Raw genomic sequence first — 20,592 nt, 5'->3', positions numbered from 1 at the left:
CGATCCGAGAGCGCCGGCTTCCGGCGATCGCACTCGTCCGGCTGTTGTCGGACGGCACACCCGAGGGGACAACCCGTGCCACACAGCACTGCATCATTCCGACGCGCATGCGCGATCGGCGCGACGATCGCCGTCATCGGACTGAGCACCGGCTTCGGGGCACTGTCCGCCACCGCCGCCGAGCTGCCGGAAACGTCGGCGAGCACGTCGCCCAGCTCCGACGTCACCCCCGCCGAGGGCACCGTCACCGTTGCGGACGCCGCCGAGTCCGCGCCCACGGCGACGACTCCTGCCACGCCCGTTCCGGAAGCCGCTGACGACACGGAAGCGCCCGCGGACGAAACCACCGCGCCCAGCAGCACTCCGACCGCCCCGGCGACGTCGACTCCTGCCGCGGACCCCGCCGCCACACCAGGGGCGACCATCACCGGGGACGCGACCGTGGGCAGCACGCTGACCGCGACGGGGACGGACTTCACCGGCACGTTGTCCTACGCATGGACGAGCGACGGCACCGCCCTGCCCGTCACGACCGGGTCGTACGTCGTCACCGCTGCCGACGCGGGCAAGGTCATCACCGTCACGATCACGGGTGACGACGGCCAGACCGCGACCGCGACGACCGCCCCAGTCACCCAGACACCGTCGTTCCCCGATGCGTCCACCGAGGACGAGCCGGTCATGCTGACGACGACGGCCGGTGAGCGCTTCGCCCACACGTTCGCCGCGGACGGGTTCCCGAAGCCGACGTACTCGGCCGAGTACTACTCGCTCGACGACCCGTACGGCGACGAGCCCGGCCAGGACGAATCGAGCTACCTCCCCTACGGGCTGTCGCTCGACCACGCCACCGGCGTGCTGTCCGGCACGACCAGGTACTCGGGCACGTACGCGTTCCGCATCGACGCGACCACCGGCTCGACGACGGCCTCGCAGTTCGTGAACATCACCGTGGACGCGACGACACCACTCGGCGTGCGGGTCACGGCAGAGGACAAGGACACGTTCCTCACCGCGCACTCCACGAGCTGGGTCATCGAACGCAACGGCGCCGTCTGGACCTTCCAGAACGAGACCACCCACGACCCCGACGGCGGGTACACCGTCTTCGGCGCCGGCTTCGAGGGCGGGCAGCCGACCATCGACCAGGGCGGCACCCTGCTGGTCAGCGGCAACCTCGTCGACCGTTTCGGCAACGAGGTCGACGACGCCGACGGCTACCCGGCACCGTTCACGGTGACGTCCGACCACGCCTCCGACGTCATCGTGCCGAACACCGACCCGTGGGCAGGTGCCGAAGTGACGTTCCCGCACGCGTCGACCCACGCCCTGACCGTCGCGTCGAGCAGCTTCGCGACCGCGTTCACGGTGGACGTCCGTCCGACCGCTTCGACCGTGGTGACCCCCGCCACTCCGACGGGCGCCATCGCCGCCGCAGCCCCGACCGGTCGACTGGCCTACACCGGGAGCGACGCGATGCACCTGCTGCCGTGGGCGGCGGGACTCGCACTGACCGGCGTCGGTGTGATCACCCTGCAGGCCCGTCGACGGAAGCAGCACTGACCCACCACTGACGAAGCACCGAGGGACTCAGGACACGTGCTGGTCCCTCGGCCCTTCGCTGCGAGACCGCCTGAACCCTTCGGAGAAGGCCCACAGGTCGCTCCCACCGCCCTTGTCCGGCTCGACCGGCGTCCATAGGCTCCCGCTGTCAGACGATCGTCTGGTATCGAGAGCGGAACGAGGACGGGCATGAACGACGACACGCAGGTCAGCATGAACCGAGTGCACTGGACCGGCGGCGTGCCCCGGAGCGCAGTGGACGCGCTGCTCCACGACGGCGGACTGGCGGTGGTCCCCACCAAGGTCGGCTACATCCTGATGACCTCGGACCGCGCGGGCCTGGAGCGGAAGTTCGACGCCAAGGAGCGCAACCGGAACAAGCCCGGCGTCGTCCTCGTGAGCTCGCTCGAGATGCTGCGCAGCATCGCACAGCTCACCCCCGAGATCGACGCCCTGTACCAGCGGTGCTGGGACGAGGACATCCTGCTCGGCTGCATCCTGCCCTGGAGCGACCAGGGCCGGGCCGCGCTGCCGACCGACGGCTCGGACGACCTGATGATGGACACCCGCGGCACGTCCTGCTTCGTCATCAAGTTCGGCGTCCCTGGCGAGCTCGCCGCCCGCGAGCTCTGGACGGAGCACGGCAAGTTCGCCTTCGCGAGCTCCGCCAACCCGTCGGGCACCGGCAACCGCGGTGTGGTCGACGGCATCGGGGAGCGCATCGCCGAACGTGCCGACGTGATCGTCGAGGCGGACGACTACGTCGCGTCCATCCAGCCGGAGAAGAGCACCGAGACCCGCTACGAGCAGGGCGTCATGGTGTCGATGGTCGACAGCTCGGGAACCCTGATCCCGGTGCAGGACGGACAGCGCTCGATCACTCCCGCCCCCACGCTCATCCGCAAGGGGCTCGACGTCGACCGGATCATGGGGCTGCTCGCCGACACGTTCACCAGCTGGGACTACCGACAGGGTGAGTACTACTGAGCCCGCACGGACGCCTCGGCACCGCCGTCTCGGCAGGAGACCCGGACACGACGCCGGGCACCAGGCGTGCGGCGAGACCAACGGCACGGAAGCGTCTGTCGCGTGAGGACGCCTCGAGCCGCATCACGGCGTTCGCGTACGGGAACATCGTGATCCTGGGCACGATCGCACCGATGGTCCCGGACACCGCCGCGAGTGGTCGGGGGCTCTGGTACGTCCTCGCCACCGCGTTCTCGACCTTCCTGGCGCACACCTTCGCCGAGTTGGTCGGCCGCCGTGCGCGGAGTGACCAACGGCTCGCCGGGGAGACCATCGGAGCCGAGCTGCGCGACTCGCTGCCCGTCCTCACCTCCGGTCTCGTCCCGGCGGCCGTCCTCGCCTACGCCTGGCTGACCGGCGCGTCCGGGCTGGTGGCCGAGATCCTCGCGATCGCGTACCTCGTGGTCCGGCTCGCCCTCCTCGGCCCCGTCGTGGCCCGGCTCCGCGGGGAGAAGCCGTCCCCGCGCACGTTCGCCGCCGGCATCGTCCTCGCACTCGTCGGAGTCGGCATCGCCCTGGTCAAAGCCGGTCCCGGCTTCTGAGGCCGGCCGGAGCACCGGGCAGGACACCGACGGACCGGATCGGGCAGTCCAGGTGGTCCAAGGAGCGCTCTGCACCGTCACACGGGCAGATCGTCCGGGACCGCCGCGACCGCCTCGATCTCGACCAGCTGGTCGTCGTAGCCGAGCGCCGTGACCCCGAGCAGGGTGCTCGGCACGTCGTGCGTGCCGAAGGCGTCGCGGACAACGTCCCACGCGGTGACGAGGTCGGCCTGTCGCGAGGACGCCACGAGCACGCGGGTGCTCACGACGTCCTGGATGGACGCGTCAGCGGCACGCAACGCCTGCTGCATCGTCTCGATGCACCTGGCGGCCTGGCCCGCGTAGTCCCCGACCGCGACGGTCGACCCATCAGGGGCGAGCGGGCAGGCCCCGGCGAGGAACACGAGCCGCGTCCCGCTCGGCACGGTCGACGCGTACGCGTACTGCGCCACATCGCTCAGGACGTCGGACCGGATGAGACGGACTGCGCTGGCCATGCACGTCATCCTGCCAGCCGCGATGCTCCGGGCCCGGGTACCTCAGGCGCAGTACTCGTACGGCAACATCGCGGTCGACCCCACCCAGATCGCGCCCACGGTGGCGCCGTCCGTCCCGAGCTGGAACGTCATGTAGCGTCCGTCGGCCTGCACGCTCCACATCGAGTACGGCCCCTGGTCCTCACCGTAGGTGCCGGTGTACTGCAGGTCCGGGTACGCGGAGCGCACCTCGGTCAGGGGCGTGCCGATGCCGATCCCGGCGTCGGTCTCGGGCGAGTTCGTCGTCACCGGATCCGGCCCCAGCCCACCGATGGTCACGCCCACGACCTTGCCGTCGCGGGGGATGACGATGAGGCCGGGAGCGTCATCTCGGTTCCAGAACGTCGTCTCCGGGCTGGCCGGACACGCATCCGTGCTCCGGGTGTAGGCGGCTGCCAGGTCGTCGATCTCCCCCTCCACCTCGCCGCCCAGCGCGATCGGCCCGACCTCCTTCGTGGAGATGGTCCAGGTTGCCGGGTCCGACAGGTCGAACGCCGTTCCCGTCGCAGTCGGGGACGGCGTGGGCGTCGGGGTGCCGGGGTCGGCCGTCGGGGTCGGCGTCACCGTCGCGGTCACGGTCCGGGTCGGCGTCGGAGCGGACGGCCCGGAACACGCGGTCAGCGTCGCCGCCGCGAGGAGTCCGAGGGTCACGCCGGCGGTCCGGATGGTGCTGTTCACAGGGTCTGGTTGCCGATCATCGTCTGGTCCTTCCGTGGGTGGACGTCGAACGGGTCCCCGCCCGCAGGCGGGGACCCGACCGGCGTGGGCGCGACGAAGCGGCGCCGACCGGTGACCCCCGCGCCGTTGCGATGGCCGATCCACCGTACTTCGAGCCTCCACGGGGAACGGAACCCCTCGGTCGCCATCGCAACCAGAGCGTTACACAGCTTCCGGCGCGGTGATCAGTCGGCGTCCTCGACGTCGAACACGACGACCCGCGCACTCGCCGCCCCGATGAAGTCCGCCACCGGCCGGTGCTCCGGGTGCGGCAGGTACCCGGCGAGCGCGACACGATCACGGAAGCGGACGACGAGCATCCAGTGGAACCCGCCCTCCAGTCCCTCGGTACTCACGCTGGTGCCGGACTGCACCGACTCGACCCCCTCGACCCGTGGCAGGTGCGCACGCGACAGGGCCGAGGCCTCGGCGGAACGGTTTGCCCCGTCCCACTCGACCAGCACGGTGTGCGTCACTCCGGACACGTGGTCCCCTTCCTCGAACGCAAGAACGCCAGGTCAGAACGCCGGCGTCCCACCGGCGATCGTGATCGTCGACCCGGACTGGTAGCTCGACTCCGGGCTGACCAGGTGCACGTAGGCGGCACCGAGCTCGGCGGGCTGACCGGGACGGCCGAACGGCGAGCTCTCGCCGAAGTGCGACACCGTCTCGGCGTCGTCGGAACCCGGCTGCAGCGGCGTCCACACCGGGCCGGGCGCGACGGAGTTGACCCGGATGCCCTTCGGCGCGAGCTGCTGCGCGACGGCCTCGGTGAAGAGCTTGATCGCACCCTTCGACACCGCGTAGTCGATCTTGTCCGGGGACGGCGTGGACGCCTGGATCGAACCGGTCGTCACGATGGTCGACCCGGGCTCCAGGTGGGGAACCGCGGCCTTGGTCAGCCAAAACAGCGAGTAGATGTTGGTCTTGAAGGTGGAGTCGAACATCGAGGTGTCGAGCGTGAGGATGTCGTCGTTGCTCTCCATGCGGCCCGCGACCATCACCAGGGTGTCGAGGCCGCCGAACTCGTCGACGCCCTTCTGCACCAGGTCCGTGCAGTACTGCTCGTCGGAGATGTCCCCGGGGAACAGCACGGCCCGACGGCCCTCGGACTCGAGCAGGTCGCGGACCTGTTCCGCGTCCTCCTGCTCATCCGGCAGGTAGGAGAGCACCAGGTCCGCGCCTTCGCGTGACAGGGCGATGGCGGCGGCACGGCCGATACCGGAGTCGGCACCGGTGACGACGCCGCGGTACCCCTTCAGGCGGCCGAGCCCGACGTAGCTGTCCTCGCCGTGGTCGGGCTTCGGTTCCATCTTCCACGCGGCGCCCGGCAGCGACTGTTCCTGCTTCGGGTACGGCGGTGCCGGGTAGAGGGTGTTCGGATCGCGCTTCTCGTACTGGCTCATGGCCCCACTGTCGTCGTCGTGCCCCGGACGGGCGCTCAGCTGGCAGCTGGCGGGCGCAGGCGACCCCGCGCCCTGAAGACGGGTGTGGACGCCACTGGAGGCGCGGTGCCAGCTGGCACCGCGCCTCCAGTGGGTCAGCTGGTTCAGACGCCGGCCGTGGTCTTGATCCAGGACGAGGCCTGCGACAGCAGGGCGTAGTTGGAGCCGGCCTTGGTGTTGGCGCCGGGGTCGGCGCTGTCGCCGGTGGAGCAGACGGCGACGACCTTGCCGTTGACGAGCAGCGGGCCGCCCGAGTCGCCGTGGTTCGAGGCACCGGTCACGCCGGTGAGGTGCTGGGCCCGACCGCTGAAGGCGTCGGTGCTCGCGCCGGTGAGCGAGACGGTGGCCTGGTACAGGCCGTCGGACTGGGTGGCGTTGGCCCGCAGGCCGTAGCCCTGGATGGTGCCGGTGCCGCTCGACTTGGCGGTCGCGGTGAGGTCGAGGGGTGCGTAGGTGGACAGCGGGTAGGCGGTCCGCAGGTGCACGAGCGCGATGTCTCCGGCGGGCGAGGTGCTGATGCGGTCGACCGAGACGGCCGTGCCGCGGTTGACGGTGGAGTTGGAGTGGTAGACCCGCATCGCGCCGATCCCGTCGATGCAGTGCCGGGCGGTGAGGACCCACGAGGCGTTGAGCTGCTCGCCGGTGCAGTTGCTGACGTACCCCGAGGGGATGGAGCCGCCGGATGCTTCGAGCTGCACGGCCCACGAGGTGGTGGGGGCCTTCTCGCCGCCGACGACCTTCGTGCTGACGGGCAGCGCGGACGCGGGCGAAGCGGCGAACACGCCGGCGGTGATGACGGCGACCGCGGCGAACGCGGCTGCGATGGACTTCTTCATGACGACTCCTCTGTCGGTGAAGCACCTACCAGTTGCGTTGTGCAACTGATGCGCCATCCTTGCCCCTTGCTCAGGGTTCGCACCAGTCCGCACTTCGACGGACGCGGGCGTCGATCGTGTCCTCGCAGGCCGGTACCGGTCGTCCGGTACGCGAACTGGCTGGGCGGTGCGCCAACGGTCTCGTCGTAGCGTCGGGTGCATGACGACGAGTGACGAGACCGCTTTCCCGGACCGGGTCGCGCGGGTCTTGGAGCCGGGTCTCGACGTGCTCGACGCCGTGGACCGCGTCATCGCGGCGTGCGTCGAGGCGACCTCGGCGATCGAGGCAGGCATCGTCATCGCGGACCGGTTCGGCACGCTGCAGGTCCTGGCCTCGACGAGTGAGCGCAGCAGCGAGGCCGAAGAAGCCCAGCTCGGGACGGACGAGGGCTCGTGCCTCGACTGCTACCGGACCGGCACGACCGTCGACGTGGCCGACGTGTCGACGCACGAGTCGGAGTGGCCGGCATTCGTGACGACGATGCGTGACCGTGGGCTGCAGGGCACGTTCGCCGAGCCGATCCGGTTGCGGGACCGGACGATCGGCTCGCTGTGCGTCTTCGCCGACCACACCCGCGGCCACAGCGACGAGGACGTCGTGCTGATCCAGCTGCTCGCCGACGCCGCTTCGGCTGCCCTCGTGCGCCAGCGGGACCGTGGTGGCCCCGTCACGATCGAGGACCGGGTCGAGGACGCCCTCGGGGCGCGGGTGCTCGTCGAGCAGGCGAAGGGTGCGCTCGCCTACCGGCGGGGCATCCGGATGGACGAGGCGTTCCAGCTGCTGCGAGGTGCTGCGGCCGACGCCGGCCGCAGCCTCCGCGCGCTGGCCGAGGACGTCGTGCACCGGGGCGCCGACCTCGGCAGCACCGGCTAGGCCCGTCGGGTCCGCGGCCCGTCCGGCTCCGTCCGCAGCACCAGGCCGTGGTGGTCGGTGGTGAGCGTCACCGCGACCACCTCGCCGAACGCATCGCCGTCGAGCTGCACGCGCTCGGGGGTGTCGACGGTCAGCCGGAGCGTCCGCGCCCGGGTGTACCGGAGCGCACGTGACGTCGGCAGGACCCGGGCCAGGAGCCGCCCGAACCGGGTGCGCGAGAAGAACCGGTTGAGCGTCAGGGCGTACCCGACCTTCGTCCACCCGAACCACCCGGCGGGCCGGAACGCCACGGCGTCGAGGACCCCGTCGTCCGGTCGCGCCGCGGGCAGCAGCAGGATGCCGGCGGTCAGCGTGCCGCAGTTCCCGACGATGATCGTGTGCGCGCTCATGCTTCGGAGCGGGGCGTCGTCGATCCCGTAGTGCACCGGGATCTGCCGGTTGCCGATGACGGACCGGGCGATGGGGTCCGAGTAGGCCACCCACCCCAGGCGCTTCTTGACCCAGGCGTTCGTGTCCGCCGCCATGCTCGCGTCGAGGCCGATGCCGGTCATCACCAGGAACGCGTGGGACGTGGTGACGCCGGCCGGGTCGGTCAGGTCGGCCAGTCCGACGTCGATCGGGCGGTCGACCCCGGTGAGGCCCGCACGAACGGACCGCTGGAGGTCGCCGAGGGGCAGGCCGAGGTTGCGCGCGAACAGGTTGCCGGTGCCACTCGGGAGGAGCGCCACCGGGATCCCGGTGCCGCGGAGCTCCTCGGCGACGATCCGGAGCGTGCCGTCGCCGCCGGCGACCAGGACGACGCTCGGGTGTGCCGCGCACGCCGCCCTGGCGGCCGCGCGTCCGTCGTCGTCGGCGCTGGTGGTGAGCCAGAGCGACTCGTCCCATCCGTGCGCGCGCTCCTCGGTGCGGAGCACGGCCCGGAGCCGGGCCGCGTCGATCTTGGTCGGGTTCACGACCACGGCGGCGCGCAGCGGGCCGGGTTCGTTCGGGGGCGTCGGCATGCGGTCGGTGCGGGGGTTCCTGCTGGTGGTGCGCTTCGCCAGTGGCGGACTAGTTGGTCCGGCCGGCGTTGCGAGCCTTGTTGCCGCTGCGGCGGACGGCGCCGAAGACGATCGTGCCGAGCAGCAGGACGATGCCGATGATGCCGAGCCAGAGCAGGCCCTTCAGGGCGAAGCCGACGATGGACAGGACGGCCCAGATGACGACGAGGACGATGACGGTCTTCACGGTGGTGGTTCCTTCGGTGGGGTGTGGTGCGTGCGGGTCGGGGTCGGGCGGGGTGGGCGTCGGGCGGGGCGGGGTGGCCGTGTCAGTGGATCCGGAGCTCGGTCACCATGGGGCAGACGAAGGGGTCGCGGGCGGCGAGGCCGACACGGTTGAGGTACCGGACGACGCTGCCGTACGAACGCAGCAACGTGGTCTCCGTGTAGGGCACGTCGAGGGTGTCGCAGTGGTCCCGCACCAACAGGCGGGCCTGCTTCAACGCCGGACGCGGCATCGACGGGAACAGGTGGTGCTCGACCTGGTAGTTGAGCCCACCCATCAGGAACGACACCCACCAGCCGCCACGGATGTTGCGCGAAGTCCGCACCTGGCGGGAGAAGAAGTCGACCTTCGCGTCGTGGGCGATGGTCGGCATGCCCTTGTGGTTCGGGGCGAACGAGGCACCCATCATCACGCCGAACACGGCCAGCTGCACCCCGAGGAACGCACACGCCATCCCGAACGGCAGGAACCAGAACACCACCGTCAGGTAGATCGCGAACCGCGCCACCAGCAGGATGCCCTCGAGGACGCGCCCCCGGACGTCGCTGCGTCCGCCCGTCCCGCGGAGCACCGACATGACGGCGGCCCGGTGCAGGTTGATGCCCTCGAGCGTGAGCAGCGGGAAGAACAACCAGCCCTGGTTCTGCACGAACACCCGGAGCGGCCCGTTCTTGACAGCCGCTGCGTCCTCGGGCAGGAAGCGGATCGCGTCCGGCGCGATGTCCGGGTCCTTGCCGACGGTGTTCGGGTTGCCATGGTGCCGGGTGTGCTTGTTCATCCACCACGAGTAGCTCAGCCCCACCAGGAACGTGCCGAGCCAGCGGCCCGCGCGGTCGTTCCACTTCTGGGACTCGAACACCTGACGGTGCGCAGCCTCGTGCGACAGGAACGCGAACTGCGTGAACAGCACCCCCAGCGCACCGGCCACGATCAGCTGGAACCACGAGTCACCCAGGAACGCGAAGACGACCCAGCACGCGGCCGTGGCGACGACGAGTGCGGTGAACAGCGCCCAGTAGAAGCCCCGACGGCGACGGAGCAGCCCGGCTTCCTTCACCTGCGCCAGCAGCGCGGAGTACGACGAGGTGCCACCGGTCCGTGGTCCGGCCGGGGAACCGGTCTTCCGGAAGCCGCTGGAGAAGGGTTTCGAGCTGGTCTCCCGCTGCGGGCTGGTACCGGCGTGCTGCGTGGTCATGGGTTCCCTGGTCGTCATCGGAATGGAAGAACGTTCCGGCGGCCGGGGTCTGGGGCTGCTGGTCCAACGCTAGAGCCGTCACGCTCCCGGGTGCAAGCCACAGGTCCGCGTGTCCGCCGCTCGACTACGGTTGTCCCGCCTGCTCGACGGAAGGACCGTTCCCCACATGACCGAGGTACGCGAAGCACGACTGGTCGAGACGTTCGTGACCCTCACGGACTCTCTGGTGGCGGACTACGACGTGGTCGACGTGCTGCAGACGCTGGTCGACCGGGCCGTCGAGCTGTTCGACGCCGCCGCGGGCGCCATCCACCTGCTCGACAAGCACGACGAGCTGCGGGTCGTCGCCTCGACGAGCGAGCGCAGCAGCTTCATCGGCCTGCTCCAGCTCAACGCCGGCGAGGGGCCCTGCATCACCGCCGTGACCACCGGCCGGTTGGTGACGTCGGAGAACGCCGACGACCTGCGGCAGCACTGGCCACGGTTCGCCGAGGCGTCGCGGGCGCGTGGCTACGCGGGCGTCCACGCCATCCCGCTCCGGCTGCGGGACACCACCGTCGGGTCGCTGAACCTGTTCCGCGAGACGGAAGGGGCGCTGAACGGAGCCGATGCCCGAGCCGCCCAGGCCCTCGCCGACGTCGCGACGATCAGCCTGTTGCAGCAACGGACCCTCGAGCACGCGACCCTCACCGCGGAGCAGCTCCAGCGTGCCCTCGACAGCCGGGTCGCCATCGAGCAGGCCAAGGGGTACCTCGCACGTGCGGCCGGGGTCGACGTCGAGCAGGCGTTCGGCATGATCCGTCGCTACGCACGTGCCACCCAGCGGTCCCTGAGCCAGGTCGCCGCCGACGTGGCACGCGACGACGTCCCGCTCGCCGACCTCGTGGCCGCCGGAGCGTCCTGAGCGCCCTGAGGGTTCACACGGGCCGCCTCCGGACCCACCGTTCCTCGTCGAGCCCCGTCCCGGGGTCGGTCAGTCGCGGACCCTCCGGCACGAAGCCGTGCTTGGCGTAGAACCGGCGCGCACGGGCGTTCGCCGCGAAGACGAGCAGGTGTGCGTCCTCGTCGCCGATGGCCGCGTCGAGGAGCAGGGCGGCGACACCGGTGCCGTGCGCACCCCGGTCGACGTACAGGGTGACGAGTTGGAGCTCGGGGAGCCCGCCGGCCGGGTCCGCTCGGCGCTCGGTGCTCGCGACGCCGAGCAGGGTCCCGTCGTCGGCCCGCGCGGTGAGCACCCCGCGGGTGCGTGTCCGGATCCGCTCCGCCCAGCGCGCGGCGCGGTCGGCACCAGCCGTTCCGTCGAGGAAGGCGTCCGGCACCACCCCGCGGTACGTCTGCTCCCAGCAGCGCGCCTGGAACGCACCGATCTCGCGCGCGTCAGCCGTGGTGGCGCGCGCGATGACCGGTGCCGGACCGTGCACGGCTACTTCGTCGTCGTGAAGGTGCCCCGAGCCCGCTGGTCCGAGCCGTAGCCACGGGCGTGCACCACGTGCGTGCCCGGTGCCAGCGCCGCCACGGTCTTCGTGACCTTCAGGCGGACCTTGCCGGCGGCGTTGGCCGTCGTGCGGGTGGCCCGGCCGCCGTCGATGCTGACGGTGACCGACTCGCCGGCGCGGAAGCCCGTCGCCGAGATCGCGACCTTGGCACCCTTCCGGCTGCTCACCGGCGTCACCGCGATCGGGGTGCTCGTCGCCTGGGCCTCGGCACACGCGTCGCCCGGGGTACCGACCGCCGGAGCGGATGCGGTCACGCGTCCGTCCACGGCGCGCACGCCGTCGTCCTCGCGGATGCGCATGGTGCCGATCGAGTCGCCGATCACCGAGCCGCCCTGGGTGTTGCTGAGCGTCATCGGGTAGTCCGCCGTCCGCGAGAACGACGGGGTGCGGTCGCCGTTCACCGACACGGCGACCGCGCGGCAGACCTCGCCCGGCTGGAACGTGACGGCCTGCATCGCCGGACGGATGCGGTTGTCCGACGCCTGGTCGAGGTCGAAGGAGACCGTCGTCGCCTGTTCGGCCGGCCGCGAGAGCACGACCGCTGCCCGGACGACCGTGCGGGTGCGCCCCTCGTCGACGAAGCGGTCGGCGATGCGGGCGGTGGGACGGTTCGTGACCACCGGGGTACCGAGGGTCGCTGCGGGCAGGAGCGAGAGGTCGCTCAGCAGCATCCCGCTGTTCTTCTGCGGGACGTCGATCGTCACCTCGCGCACCGACGCCAGGTCGATGCCGGTGAACGCGTCGAGCGGGATGCGTGCCTGCTGCAGGATCGTCTTGCGCGGCGCTGTCCGGGTGCCGGGGAGCAGCTGACCGGCACGGCTGGTGTCCGACACGCGTCGGGTCGCCACGGCCCCCGTGGCGTCGCGGAGGCTGATCGAGACGTCGGCGTTCGTCGTCGCCGTGTCGTCCGGGGTGAGCCGGAGCGACAGCGCCTGGAACCCGGTGAAGTCACCGGCCGTCGGGGCCACCGGGACATGCACCTGTCCGCCGGTCGCCGCCTTGGTGGGCGTGACGTGCAGGGCCGGGGTCGCCGGCACCGAGGAGGCCAGGAACGCGGGCGTGTAGTCCGGGGCGTTCGACGTGATCGAGACGCACGCCGGCAGCGTCTGCTTCGCGGGCAGGTTGTCGGTGCTCGCGCAGGTCTTCGCCGTCAGGGCACCGGTGGTGGTGACCGCCGGGTTCGTCGTGTCGAACAGGGCCAGGTCACGTCGGCTCGCGCCGGGCTGCGAGGCCGTCACCCGGATGTCCGCCGCGCCCAGGGCGGCGGGCTGCCGGTCGGTGCCGTCGAACATCGGCAGGAACTGCTGCTCACCGTCGAGCGTCAGGCGGAAGAACCCGCTGATCAGGCTCGTGCCGACGGCGTACTGCTGGTCGGACGACAGTCGGGTGGTGTGCTTCGCCTTCGCGCCGCAGACCGCGTCGGACTCGTCGTACCAGTCGTCCGACGACGCCTTCGCGTACTTGCCCGGGGTCCACGTCGTGTTGAAGAAGTTGTGGTTCGCGCCCATCACCAGGACCGAGGAGCGCAGCACGTCGTCCCCGAAGGCCGTGCGGGAGTCGTCGTAGAAGTGCTGGCCCTGCAGGTCGGACACGTCACCGTCGCAGTACGGCAGGACCACCGCCGTGTTCGTGTCCGGCAGGGTCATGCGCCCGAAGTCGGTCGGCGCCAGGGGCAGGACGGCACGGATGCCGAAGGGGCTGGTGCGCTGCATGTTGAGCAGGGCCGCTCGGACCACGCCGTCACCGCCGCGCGAGTGCCCCATCAGCCCGACGTGCTGCAGGTCGAGCTTGCCGGTCAGCAGCGGTGACAGGCGGGGTTCCTGCCCGGCGTCGGCGCGCTGGAGCAGGCTGAGGTGGTCGAGGACGAGCTGGCCGCGGGCCACCGCTCCGCCGTCGTCCGAGTAGCTGCCGTCGAGGGCGTTGATCGCGTTCGCGGAGATCGACACGACGACGTTGCCGTGGCTGGCGAGCGCGGTCGCCGCGGCGTTGTAGCCGAGGTAGCTCGGGATGTCCGTCTGGCCCTTCCCGCACGGCCACGCCCTGGGGTTCTCGGTGCCGCCGACGCAGGCCTCGTGGCGGCCGTGCAAGAACACGACGACGGGGCGCTTGCCCGGGGCGTCCTCCGGGACGAAGACCGCGGCACGCATCTCGCCCTTGCGGCCGAAGCCCTTGATCGTCTCGGCCTCGTTGCCCAGGTCGTAGTCGGCCCGGGTGACCGCGTACTGGCCCGCTGCAGCGGGGTCGTCGGTCAGGGGTGCCGGGGCCTCGCGCGGCGCCACCGTCTGCGGTGCGGTCGCCGACTGGCGGTTGCCCTGCAGGTCGGTCGCACCCGACCATCCGAGTTCGACGCTGCGGGCGTCGGCGACCGTGGGGTCGGTCGTGGTGACCGTCAGCTGCCGCTGGTCGAGGCTCGTCTGCGCCACGCCGATGTCCGTGCCGTCGACCAGCAGGACCGGTGCCGCTGCGCGGATCGGCAGGGGCTCGGCGAGGGTCAGGACGACGGTGTACCCGCCGTCGGTGGGCGTCACGGTCCAGTCCTCGCCCTGCGCGACGGGCGTGCCCGGGGTCGTGATCGTGGTCGTCCCCGTCGCGGCGGTGGGCCCGTCGCCCGGTGCTGCGGTCGCGGGCAGTGCCGCGATCGTGCCGGAGACGGCGAGCGCCCCGGCGATGAGTGTCGAACACGCGATCTGCAGCGCGATGGTGGAACGGCGTCTCGGCGAACGGTTCACGTCGGATCTCCCCTGGTGCGACGGGCATGCGCCACCGCACGCTCCGCCGCCAACAGTAGGGAGACAGCTGTTGGCACCGGATCGTCCTGGAGGATGACGTGACGGCTCAGTACCTGAGGGTCCTCACGGGTGCGACGACCGGGTCGTCCTCGACGAGCCGGGAGGCCCGTGGCACGTCGTCGACGACGCCGTCGGTCGGCATGCCCCCGCGCGGTCGGGCACGTGGACCGTTCGCGAGTCCGGTGACCGCACGCAGACGGCCCCGCGACCAGGGTCGCGGGGCCGTCGGTGGTGCGGGTGGATCAGAAGCGGCCGACGGTGCGGCGGCGGCGACGCAGCAGGACCATGAGCGTGGCTCCAGCGGCGAGCAGGGCCGCGGCGATGCTCAGCGGGATGGTCGGGTCCGATCCGGTGAAGGCGAGCTGACCGGTGGGCTGGTCGGTTCCGCCGCCACCGCCGGCGCCCGCGGGGCCGGTCGGGGTGTCGGTGGGCACCACGGCCGGAGCGGTCGGGCTGGGTGTCGCGGTGGGCACCGGTGCCGGGGCACGGACCGTGATGGTGACCGTCTGGGTGTCGTCCGGGCTGGTCCCGTTGGACGCGGTGATCGTCACGGTCGAGGTACCCGGGGTGGTCGGGGTACCCGAGATGACGCCCGTGGTGCTGTTGATCGTCAGGCCGTCGGGCAGGCCCGTGGCGGTGAAGGTCGGGTTCGGGGTGCCGGTCGCGGTGACGGTGGACGAGTAGGGCACGTCCACGGTGCCGTCGGACGGGGTGCCCGAGGTGATGGTCGGCGACTCGGACGGGGTGCCCGGGGCGGGGCAACCGTTCGAGGCGGTGATCGTGTTGGTGTCGAGGGTCACCGCGCCGGTGCGGGCCAGCAGTCGGCCCTGCACGGTCGCGCCGGTGGTGGCGGTCACGGACCGCTGTGCCAGGACGGTGCCCTGGAACTGCGCGCCGGTGCCGACGGTGGCCGAGCTGCCGACCTGCCAGAAGACGTTGCACGAGCTGGCGCCACCGGTGATCGTGATCCGGCTGGCGGACCCGATGGTCAGGGTCGACGCGGCCTGGAACACCCACACGGAGTCCGCGCTGCCGGCCAGGGTCAGTGCGCCGTTGTTCGCCAGGGCGAGCGCGCCACCGGAGTACACACCCGGCGAGAGCGAGAGACCGTTCAGCTCGGTCAGACCGGTCTGGGTCGGGGAGAGCGACGCGGCGACGTTGTAGGCGGTGGTGGTGTCGCGCTGGGCCTGTGCGGCTGCGGCGTCGGTCTGGTGCGTGGTGCCGTTGACGACGCCGTTCGGTGCACCGCCGAAGCCCGTGATCGACGTGCCCGGCGACAAGCCGAGGTCGCCGTTGACCACGGAGGGGCCGGTGTTCGTGACCGCACTGGCGCCGAGGACGCCGTAGGTCGATGCTGTGCCGAGGTTGACGGGACCGTCGATGACCGTGGCGGCTGATGCTCCGCCGCCGGTGCCGAGGGTGATCAACGCTGCGACGGCCGCGGCCGAGACGACGAGGAGGGAGCCCCGTCGGCGGTGGAGAGCGTGCATGGCCGTCTCTTCCTGCTGGGAGAGGCGGGGTGACGTCGGCGACGAGCGCGCATTCTCGGAGACTCGAAGTATGCGCTTCTCCACAGCCAGGACCTAGGAATGTCTGCACATCCGGTCGAAGCCTGACAATCGGCCCGGATCCCAGCCGGATCGGGGGACGCGAGCGCATGATCACCACAGGTTGACCGGTCGCTCGCACCAGCGGCGGCCGGGTAGGGAGTTCGGGTCTCCCGTCAGCCGGTGCGGCGCCTGTCCTCGGGTTGGGCAGGTCGCCCACCCCCCGTGCCACACGGCGAAGGGCCCCGCGATCGAGATCGCGGGGCCCTCGCTGGTACCGGGTGTTACTTGACGACGACCGTGATGGTCGGGCTGGTGCTCGTGGTGAGCTCCGAGGTCCCGGCGAAGACGGCGTGCAGGTTGTGCGCGCCCTTCTTCAGCGGGAGCTTCGACGTGACCACGCCGTCCTGCACCGTGACGGTGGCGAGGCGCTTCGAGCCCTGGTAGATCCGGGCGGTGCCGTCGACGCTGAAGCCGGTGGCCTTCACCTGGACGGTCGCCTTGCCAGCGCTGTACTTGACGGCGGTGCGCGACGGGGCCTTCTCGACGGAGACCGTCATGGCCTTCGCGGTCTTCGAGTTCGTTCCCGAGTAGACCGGGTCCGCGTTGACGAACGAGGCCGTCACCGAGTGCTTCCCGATGGCGAGCGTGCTCGGCAGCGTCATGCTGGCCGCGCCGTCCTTGACCGGGGCGGTGCCGAGGACCTTGCTGCCGTCCTTGAACGTCACCGTGCCCTGCTGGGTGCCGATGCCACCGGCGATGGTCGCGGTGACCGTGGCCGGCTTCGCGGTGCGGTAGGTCTGCTCGGCGGCCGACGCGGAGAGCGTGGTGGTCGTCGTCGGCAGCGTGGCGTGCAGGTCGAACCTGTCGACCGTCGAACCGATCGCGGCCGGGTCGGCGGTGGCCGTCGGCTGGAGGGTCACGCCGCAGCTGTCGACCTTGCCGTGCTGCACCGCCGAGTTGCGGGTGGTGCAGTCGCTGGCGCGGATGTTCTCGACGGCGAGCTTGTCGTCGGTGACCGAGACCTTCACGAAGGTGCGGACGTGTTCCTGGTTCTCGACCGAGTTGGCGAAGTGACGCTGACCGGTGGGGTCGAGCGGGTCCGCGCCGTAGCCGCCCTGGGTGGCGTCCGGGGTGGTGAGGTCGTAGTACTTCGAGCCGGAGGCCGAGTTCGCCGTCATGTAGATGACACCGCCGGGGCCGGAGAAGACCTCGGGAGCAGCGGGCTGCTCGTTGACGTTGGCCTTCTTGCCGTTCTTGATCGCGTAGCTGCGCGAGTAGGAGTGGTCGTGGCCCTGCAGGACGAGGTCGACGCCCATGTCCGAGAACGAACGCGTGAAGTCGAACCGGCGCTGCTGGTTGTCACGGTCGTTCGCGTGGTCGGCCGGCGAGTAGATCGAGTGGTGGTAGACCAGCGTGGTCCACTTCGCGTCGTCGCCGTAGCGGTTGATGACGTCGCGCACGTAGTTCACGTGGGCAGCGTCCGAACCGGCCGCGTAGGCGTTCGAGTTGATGTCGATGAACAGGACGCCCTTGTACATGTACCAGTAGTCGCCACCCGAGTTCGCGGTCGTGTTGCCGCCCGGGTAGAAGTCCGGCACCTTGAGGGAGTTCGGCACCTGGTTGTGCTGCTCGTAGGCCTTGCCGCCGACGTCGTGGTTGCCGATGGTCGAGGCCCACGGGTAGCGCTTCAGCACGTCGCTGCTGTCCGCGAACGCGCCCCACTCGTACTCGTTGTTGGCGTGCTCGACCTGGTCGCCACCGGAGACCAGGAGCTCGGCGTCCGGCTCGGTCGACGTGGCGTACTCGAGCGTGTCCGCCCAGCCGGCGCCGTCGTCGTCGGTGAAGCCGGACGAACCGATCTGCGGGTCACCGAAGAACAGGAAGTCGAAGTCGCCGGAGAAGCTCTTCGTGGTGAAGGTGTACGACGCGGACCAGGCCGAGCCGTCCGCCGCACCGACGTGGTACGTGTACGAGGTGTTCGGCTCGAGGTCCGAGATCGCCGCGTGGGCGTTGCTGTAGCCCGACTGGGCGGCGATGCCCGCGATGCCCTTGGTGTTCGAGTCGGTCGCGCTCGTGTCGGCGGCGGTGTTCACGGCCTCCGAGGCGTCGATCGTCTTCTTGGCGTCGGTGAAGACCCCGTCCGTCATGGACGCGGTCTTCTGGATCTCGACGGACTGCGCGACGTTCGTGGGGAAGTACCACGAGGCGATGCGCTGGCTCTCGGTCGCGCCGACGCCGAGCAGGATGTGGATCGGGCCACCGGTGGAGATGTTGGTGGTGGGGGTGTTCGTCGCCGCGGTGGCGGCGTTCGTGCCGACCATCGAGGCACCGGCGATGAGCGCGGCCCCGAGGACGGCTCCGCAGACGCGGAGGGTGGTGGTTCTGCGCCGGGTAGTGGCGCCGGACAGGAGACTCATGTGGGTCCGTTTCTCAGACGTGGGATGGTGCAGCACGGAAGACTCTGCACGCCCTGCAAAACGTCTTGGTAAACGCTGAGTGACGGTTCATCGTTGTTCAGGAACGGACGTCGAACGCCCCCGGGACGACGGGCCCGGTCAGCCCGCGGCCAGCCGTTCGACGAACCAGATCATCCCCATCACGAAGACCCCGGCGGTCACCGCGCCCGTCACCCAGAGCGACACCCGGTGCGCCTTCCGCCGCAGCAGCGAGAGCGGCGGGAACACGATGACGATGATCGCGAGCTGCACGGCCTCGATGCCGACGTTGAAGACGAGGAGCGAGACGAGCAGCTGCCACGAGAACGCCTCGTGGATGCCCAGGGCACCGGCGAACCCGAGCCCGTGGATGAGTCCGAAGGCGAAGACGACGGCCAGCCGGGTCCAGCCGGCGCGGTCGAGCGAGAAGTGTCCGTGTTCGCCGACCACCAGTTCGTCGGCCCGCGACCGGCGTCGCCAGAGCCGCCACAGGTACCAGCCGGCGACCGCGGCGATCGACAGGGCGATGAGCGGCTCGACGACGATCGCGGGTGGGCTGACCACACCGAGCGCGGCGAGGATGAACGTGATCGAGTGCGCGATCGTGAACGCGGACGCCGTGTAGACGACCTCGCGCAGGCGACGCGACCCGGCGATGAGCGCGACGAGGAACAGGATGTGGTCGATGCCGGTCAGCAGGTGTTCGGCGCCCAGGCGGAAGAACTCCCAGAAGCGCTCCCCCGCCGACTGTTCGGTGGAGAACGTGCGCTGCGAGGCGTCGAGGGTGGCCGATCCCGCGCGGTCGTCGACGTCGTACGTGACGATCGTCTTGGTGTCGCGGACGAAGGACTCGTCGTCGGGGAACAGCGTCGACGACACCACGTGTCCCGACTGCGTCTCGGACGCCTCCGGGCAGGTGAAGTCGGCGGTGACGTGGGCGTACGGCACCTCGTCCCGCAGGTCGACCGTGACCGTGGGGTCGAGGGTGCCCGTGCAGGCCCGCCCACCGGCTCCGGTCACCGTGAACCGGTCGAACACGTACTCCCCGATCGCGTCGGTGTGCGCCTCGGCGGCCGTCACCATCCCCGGGAAGTCCCCGTCGTCCCAGGCGCGCTGCCCTTGCTCGTGCAGCGCGTCGTCGTGCTCGCTCGTGGCCACCGAGACGAGCATCAGGTCGTACTCGAGCCCGAGCTCCGCCCGCACGACCGTCGGCTTCGTGGACGTCACGTCGGCGTACACGACCGAGCTGAAGCCGTGCGCCGACGCCGGTGCGGCTCCCCCGAGCACGCTGATCACGACCACCCCGAGCAGCACGAGCGCGGCGGCGACCCGTGCGGCCAGCGCAGTCAGCGCGGTCGGGGAAGACGAGTGGACGGGGCGGGCGCGCAGGAGCGCGGCGGTGGTTCCGGAGGGCACGCGCAGACGATCCGGCTCACAGACGACCGGAAGGTGAACAACCGGTGACCAGCAACGGGACGGGTGTTGGACAGGTCCCCCGACCGGCCCGGAGCGGCCGTCGGGCGTGCTTGCATGGTGCCGTGATCCGCCCAGCCACCCGGACGACCTCCCTGTTGACCGCCGTCGCCCTCGCCGCGGCCGGCGCCACCCTGCTGGCCGGCTGCTCCCGGGCGTCGGACGGCACCACCGGCGGCACCGGCACCGGCACCGGCCCCGGCCCGACGGCGAACGCCTCGGCGCACGCGTCCGCCGGCCTCCTGGGCACCGGGTTCTCCGATCCGGACCAGCCCCCGGCACCCGAGGCCACCATCCACCCCGAGCCGGGTTCGTGGTCCGGCGTGCACGCTCCCGCGGGCTACGACGTCGTGCTGCTCTCCGACGCGGGGGACGCCGCGGACGCCCCGACCCGGACCCTGCTCGACGCCGTCGACTCGTGGGCGTCGGACGAGGACGTCACCGTCACCCCGGTCTCGGCGACGGACGCCGACGACCGGATCGCCGCGGTCCTGCGCGCCGTCGACGCCGAGCCCGACCTCGTCATCACCGTCGGCAACCACATGGTCGACCCGCTCGCGGCCGTCTCACCGACCGCGCTCCACCAGCAGTTCCTGGTCGTCGGTGCCGAGATCGCGGAGCCGACGTCGAACGTCACGGCGGCGGACTGGACGGGCGGCGGGTTCCGTGGCGAGGGCCTCGGTCCGTCGAGCCACTACGACCCCGGCACCTTCACCGAGGACCGTGCCGCTCGCGGGCTGCGCGCCGGCCTCGCCGCGGTGCTGCACGACCTGCGCGGCATCGTCGTCTGGGTGCCCTGACCCGGCCTTC

General features: G+C 71.1%; 19 protein-coding genes. 6 read left to right on the top strand and 13 right to left on the bottom strand.

Annotated elements, in window-relative coordinates; translation table 11 throughout:
- The first annotated feature begins 75 nt into the window (after positions 1–75).
- The 3 genes from ACL00U_RS01225 (at position 76) to ACL00U_RS01215 (ending at position 3,131) form a co-directional block, all read left to right on the top strand.
- The gene (locus ACL00U_RS01225; RefSeq protein ID WP_042541237.1) at positions 76–1,563 is read left to right on the top strand and encodes a putative Ig domain-containing protein; all 1,488 of its coding nucleotides are present in this window, start codon (positions 76–78) and stop codon (positions 1,561–1,563) included.
- A 189-nt stretch (positions 1,564–1,752) separates the two neighbouring features.
- Positions 1,753–2,550, top strand: a complete 798-nt coding sequence (locus ACL00U_RS01220) for an L-threonylcarbamoyladenylate synthase (protein WP_017887570.1) — start codon at positions 1,753–1,755, stop codon at positions 2,548–2,550.
- A gap of 149 nt (positions 2,551–2,699) precedes the next feature.
- Complete coding sequence (locus ACL00U_RS01215; RefSeq protein WP_240048690.1) at positions 2,700–3,131, top strand: hypothetical protein; 432 nt, start codon at positions 2,700–2,702, stop codon at positions 3,129–3,131.
- Positions 3,132–3,208: 77 nt separating this feature from the next.
- On the opposite strand, the gene ACL00U_RS01210 is transcribed toward ACL00U_RS01215, so the two are convergent.
- The 5 genes from ACL00U_RS01210 to ACL00U_RS01190 all read right to left on the bottom strand — a co-directional run bounded on the left by ACL00U_RS01210 (position 3,209) and on the right by ACL00U_RS01190 (position 6,665).
- The gene (locus ACL00U_RS01210; protein ID WP_194589815.1) at positions 3,209–3,628 is read right to left on the bottom strand and encodes a RidA family protein; all 420 of its coding nucleotides are present in this window, start codon (positions 3,626–3,628) and stop codon (positions 3,209–3,211) included.
- Positions 3,629–3,670: 42 nt separating this feature from the next.
- Positions 3,671–4,345: a hypothetical protein gene (locus tag ACL00U_RS01205; RefSeq protein WP_071251748.1), complete on the bottom strand. Its 675-nt coding sequence runs from the start codon at positions 4,343–4,345 to the stop codon at positions 3,671–3,673.
- Between the two features lie 224 nt (positions 4,346–4,569).
- Positions 4,570–4,869 carry a Dabb family protein gene (locus ACL00U_RS01200; RefSeq protein ID WP_194589816.1) on the bottom strand — a complete coding sequence of 100 codons (300 nt, stop codon included), beginning with the start codon at positions 4,867–4,869 and terminating at the stop codon, positions 4,570–4,572.
- Between the two features lie 33 nt (positions 4,870–4,902).
- Positions 4,903–5,790: an SDR family oxidoreductase gene (locus ACL00U_RS01195; protein WP_194589817.1), complete on the bottom strand. Its 888-nt coding sequence runs from the start codon at positions 5,788–5,790 to the stop codon at positions 4,903–4,905.
- Between the two features lie 143 nt (positions 5,791–5,933).
- Positions 5,934–6,665: a S1 family peptidase gene (locus tag ACL00U_RS01190; protein WP_017887577.1), complete on the bottom strand. Its 732-nt coding sequence runs from the start codon at positions 6,663–6,665 to the stop codon at positions 5,934–5,936.
- A 199-nt stretch (positions 6,666–6,864) separates the two neighbouring features.
- On the opposite strand from ACL00U_RS01190, the gene ACL00U_RS01185 reads away from it, so the two are divergent.
- Positions 6,865–7,578, top strand: coding sequence for a GAF and ANTAR domain-containing protein (locus tag ACL00U_RS01185; RefSeq protein WP_194589818.1), 714 nt, complete (start codon positions 6,865–6,867; stop codon positions 7,576–7,578).
- On the opposite strand, the gene ACL00U_RS01180 is transcribed toward ACL00U_RS01185, so the two are convergent.
- From ACL00U_RS01180 to ACL00U_RS01170, 3 genes are all read right to left on the bottom strand, one after another.
- Positions 7,575–8,579, bottom strand: coding sequence for a diacylglycerol/lipid kinase family protein (locus ACL00U_RS01180; RefSeq protein ID WP_056073268.1), 1,005 nt, complete (start codon positions 8,577–8,579; stop codon positions 7,575–7,577). The genes ACL00U_RS01185 and ACL00U_RS01180 overlap by 4 nt on opposite strands.
- Positions 8,580–8,628: 49 nt before the next feature.
- A complete protein-coding gene (locus tag ACL00U_RS01175) occupies positions 8,629–8,805 on the bottom strand; it encodes a hypothetical protein (protein ID WP_017887580.1) in 177 nt (58 codons plus the stop codon).
- Positions 8,806–8,887: 82 nt separating this feature from the next.
- A complete protein-coding gene (locus tag ACL00U_RS01170; protein ID WP_194589819.1) occupies positions 8,888–10,039 on the bottom strand; it encodes a fatty acid desaturase family protein in 1,152 nt (383 codons plus the stop codon).
- A 166-nt stretch (positions 10,040–10,205) separates the two neighbouring features.
- Between ACL00U_RS01170 and ACL00U_RS01165 the strand changes: the two genes are divergently transcribed.
- Positions 10,206–10,943: a GAF and ANTAR domain-containing protein gene (locus ACL00U_RS01165; protein ID WP_017887582.1), complete on the top strand. Its 738-nt coding sequence runs from the start codon at positions 10,206–10,208 to the stop codon at positions 10,941–10,943.
- Positions 10,944–10,956: 13 nt separating this feature from the next.
- Here ACL00U_RS01165 and ACL00U_RS01160 read toward each other — a convergent pair whose 3' ends face one another.
- From ACL00U_RS01160 to ACL00U_RS01140, 5 genes are all read right to left on the bottom strand, one after another.
- Complete coding sequence (locus tag ACL00U_RS01160; protein WP_323749871.1) at positions 10,957–11,460, bottom strand: GNAT family N-acetyltransferase; 504 nt, start codon at positions 11,458–11,460, stop codon at positions 10,957–10,959.
- A gap of 2 nt (positions 11,461–11,462) precedes the next feature.
- On the bottom strand, positions 11,463–14,264 hold the full coding sequence (locus ACL00U_RS01155; protein ID WP_412873728.1) for a hypothetical protein: 2,802 nt from the start codon (positions 14,262–14,264) through the stop codon (positions 11,463–11,465).
- 302 nt (positions 14,265–14,566) lie between these two features.
- Positions 14,567–15,814 (bottom strand): ice-binding family protein, encoded by a 1,248-nt coding sequence (locus ACL00U_RS01150; RefSeq protein ID WP_194589821.1) that lies wholly within the window; start codon positions 15,812–15,814, stop codon positions 14,567–14,569.
- A gap of 341 nt (positions 15,815–16,155) precedes the next feature.
- Positions 16,156–18,291: an Ig-like domain repeat protein gene (locus tag ACL00U_RS01145; protein ID WP_412873727.1), complete on the bottom strand. Its 2,136-nt coding sequence runs from the start codon at positions 18,289–18,291 to the stop codon at positions 16,156–16,158.
- 138 nt (positions 18,292–18,429) lie between these two features.
- Positions 18,430–19,725: a HupE/UreJ family protein gene (locus tag ACL00U_RS01140; RefSeq protein WP_175470764.1), complete on the bottom strand. Its 1,296-nt coding sequence runs from the start codon at positions 19,723–19,725 to the stop codon at positions 18,430–18,432.
- Positions 19,726–19,847: 122 nt separating this feature from the next.
- On the opposite strand from ACL00U_RS01140, the gene ACL00U_RS01135 reads away from it, so the two are divergent.
- On the top strand, positions 19,848–20,582 hold the full coding sequence (locus tag ACL00U_RS01135) for a hypothetical protein (protein WP_412873726.1): 735 nt from the start codon (positions 19,848–19,850) through the stop codon (positions 20,580–20,582).
- The last annotated feature ends 10 nt before the right edge of the window (positions 20,583–20,592 follow it).

The sequence above is a fragment of the Curtobacterium poinsettiae genome, from assembly GCF_047226435.1.
Classification (GTDB): Bacteria; Actinomycetota; Actinomycetes; order Actinomycetales; family Microbacteriaceae; genus Curtobacterium; species Curtobacterium poinsettiae.
This window is presented reverse-complemented; position numbering and strand designations above follow the sequence as displayed.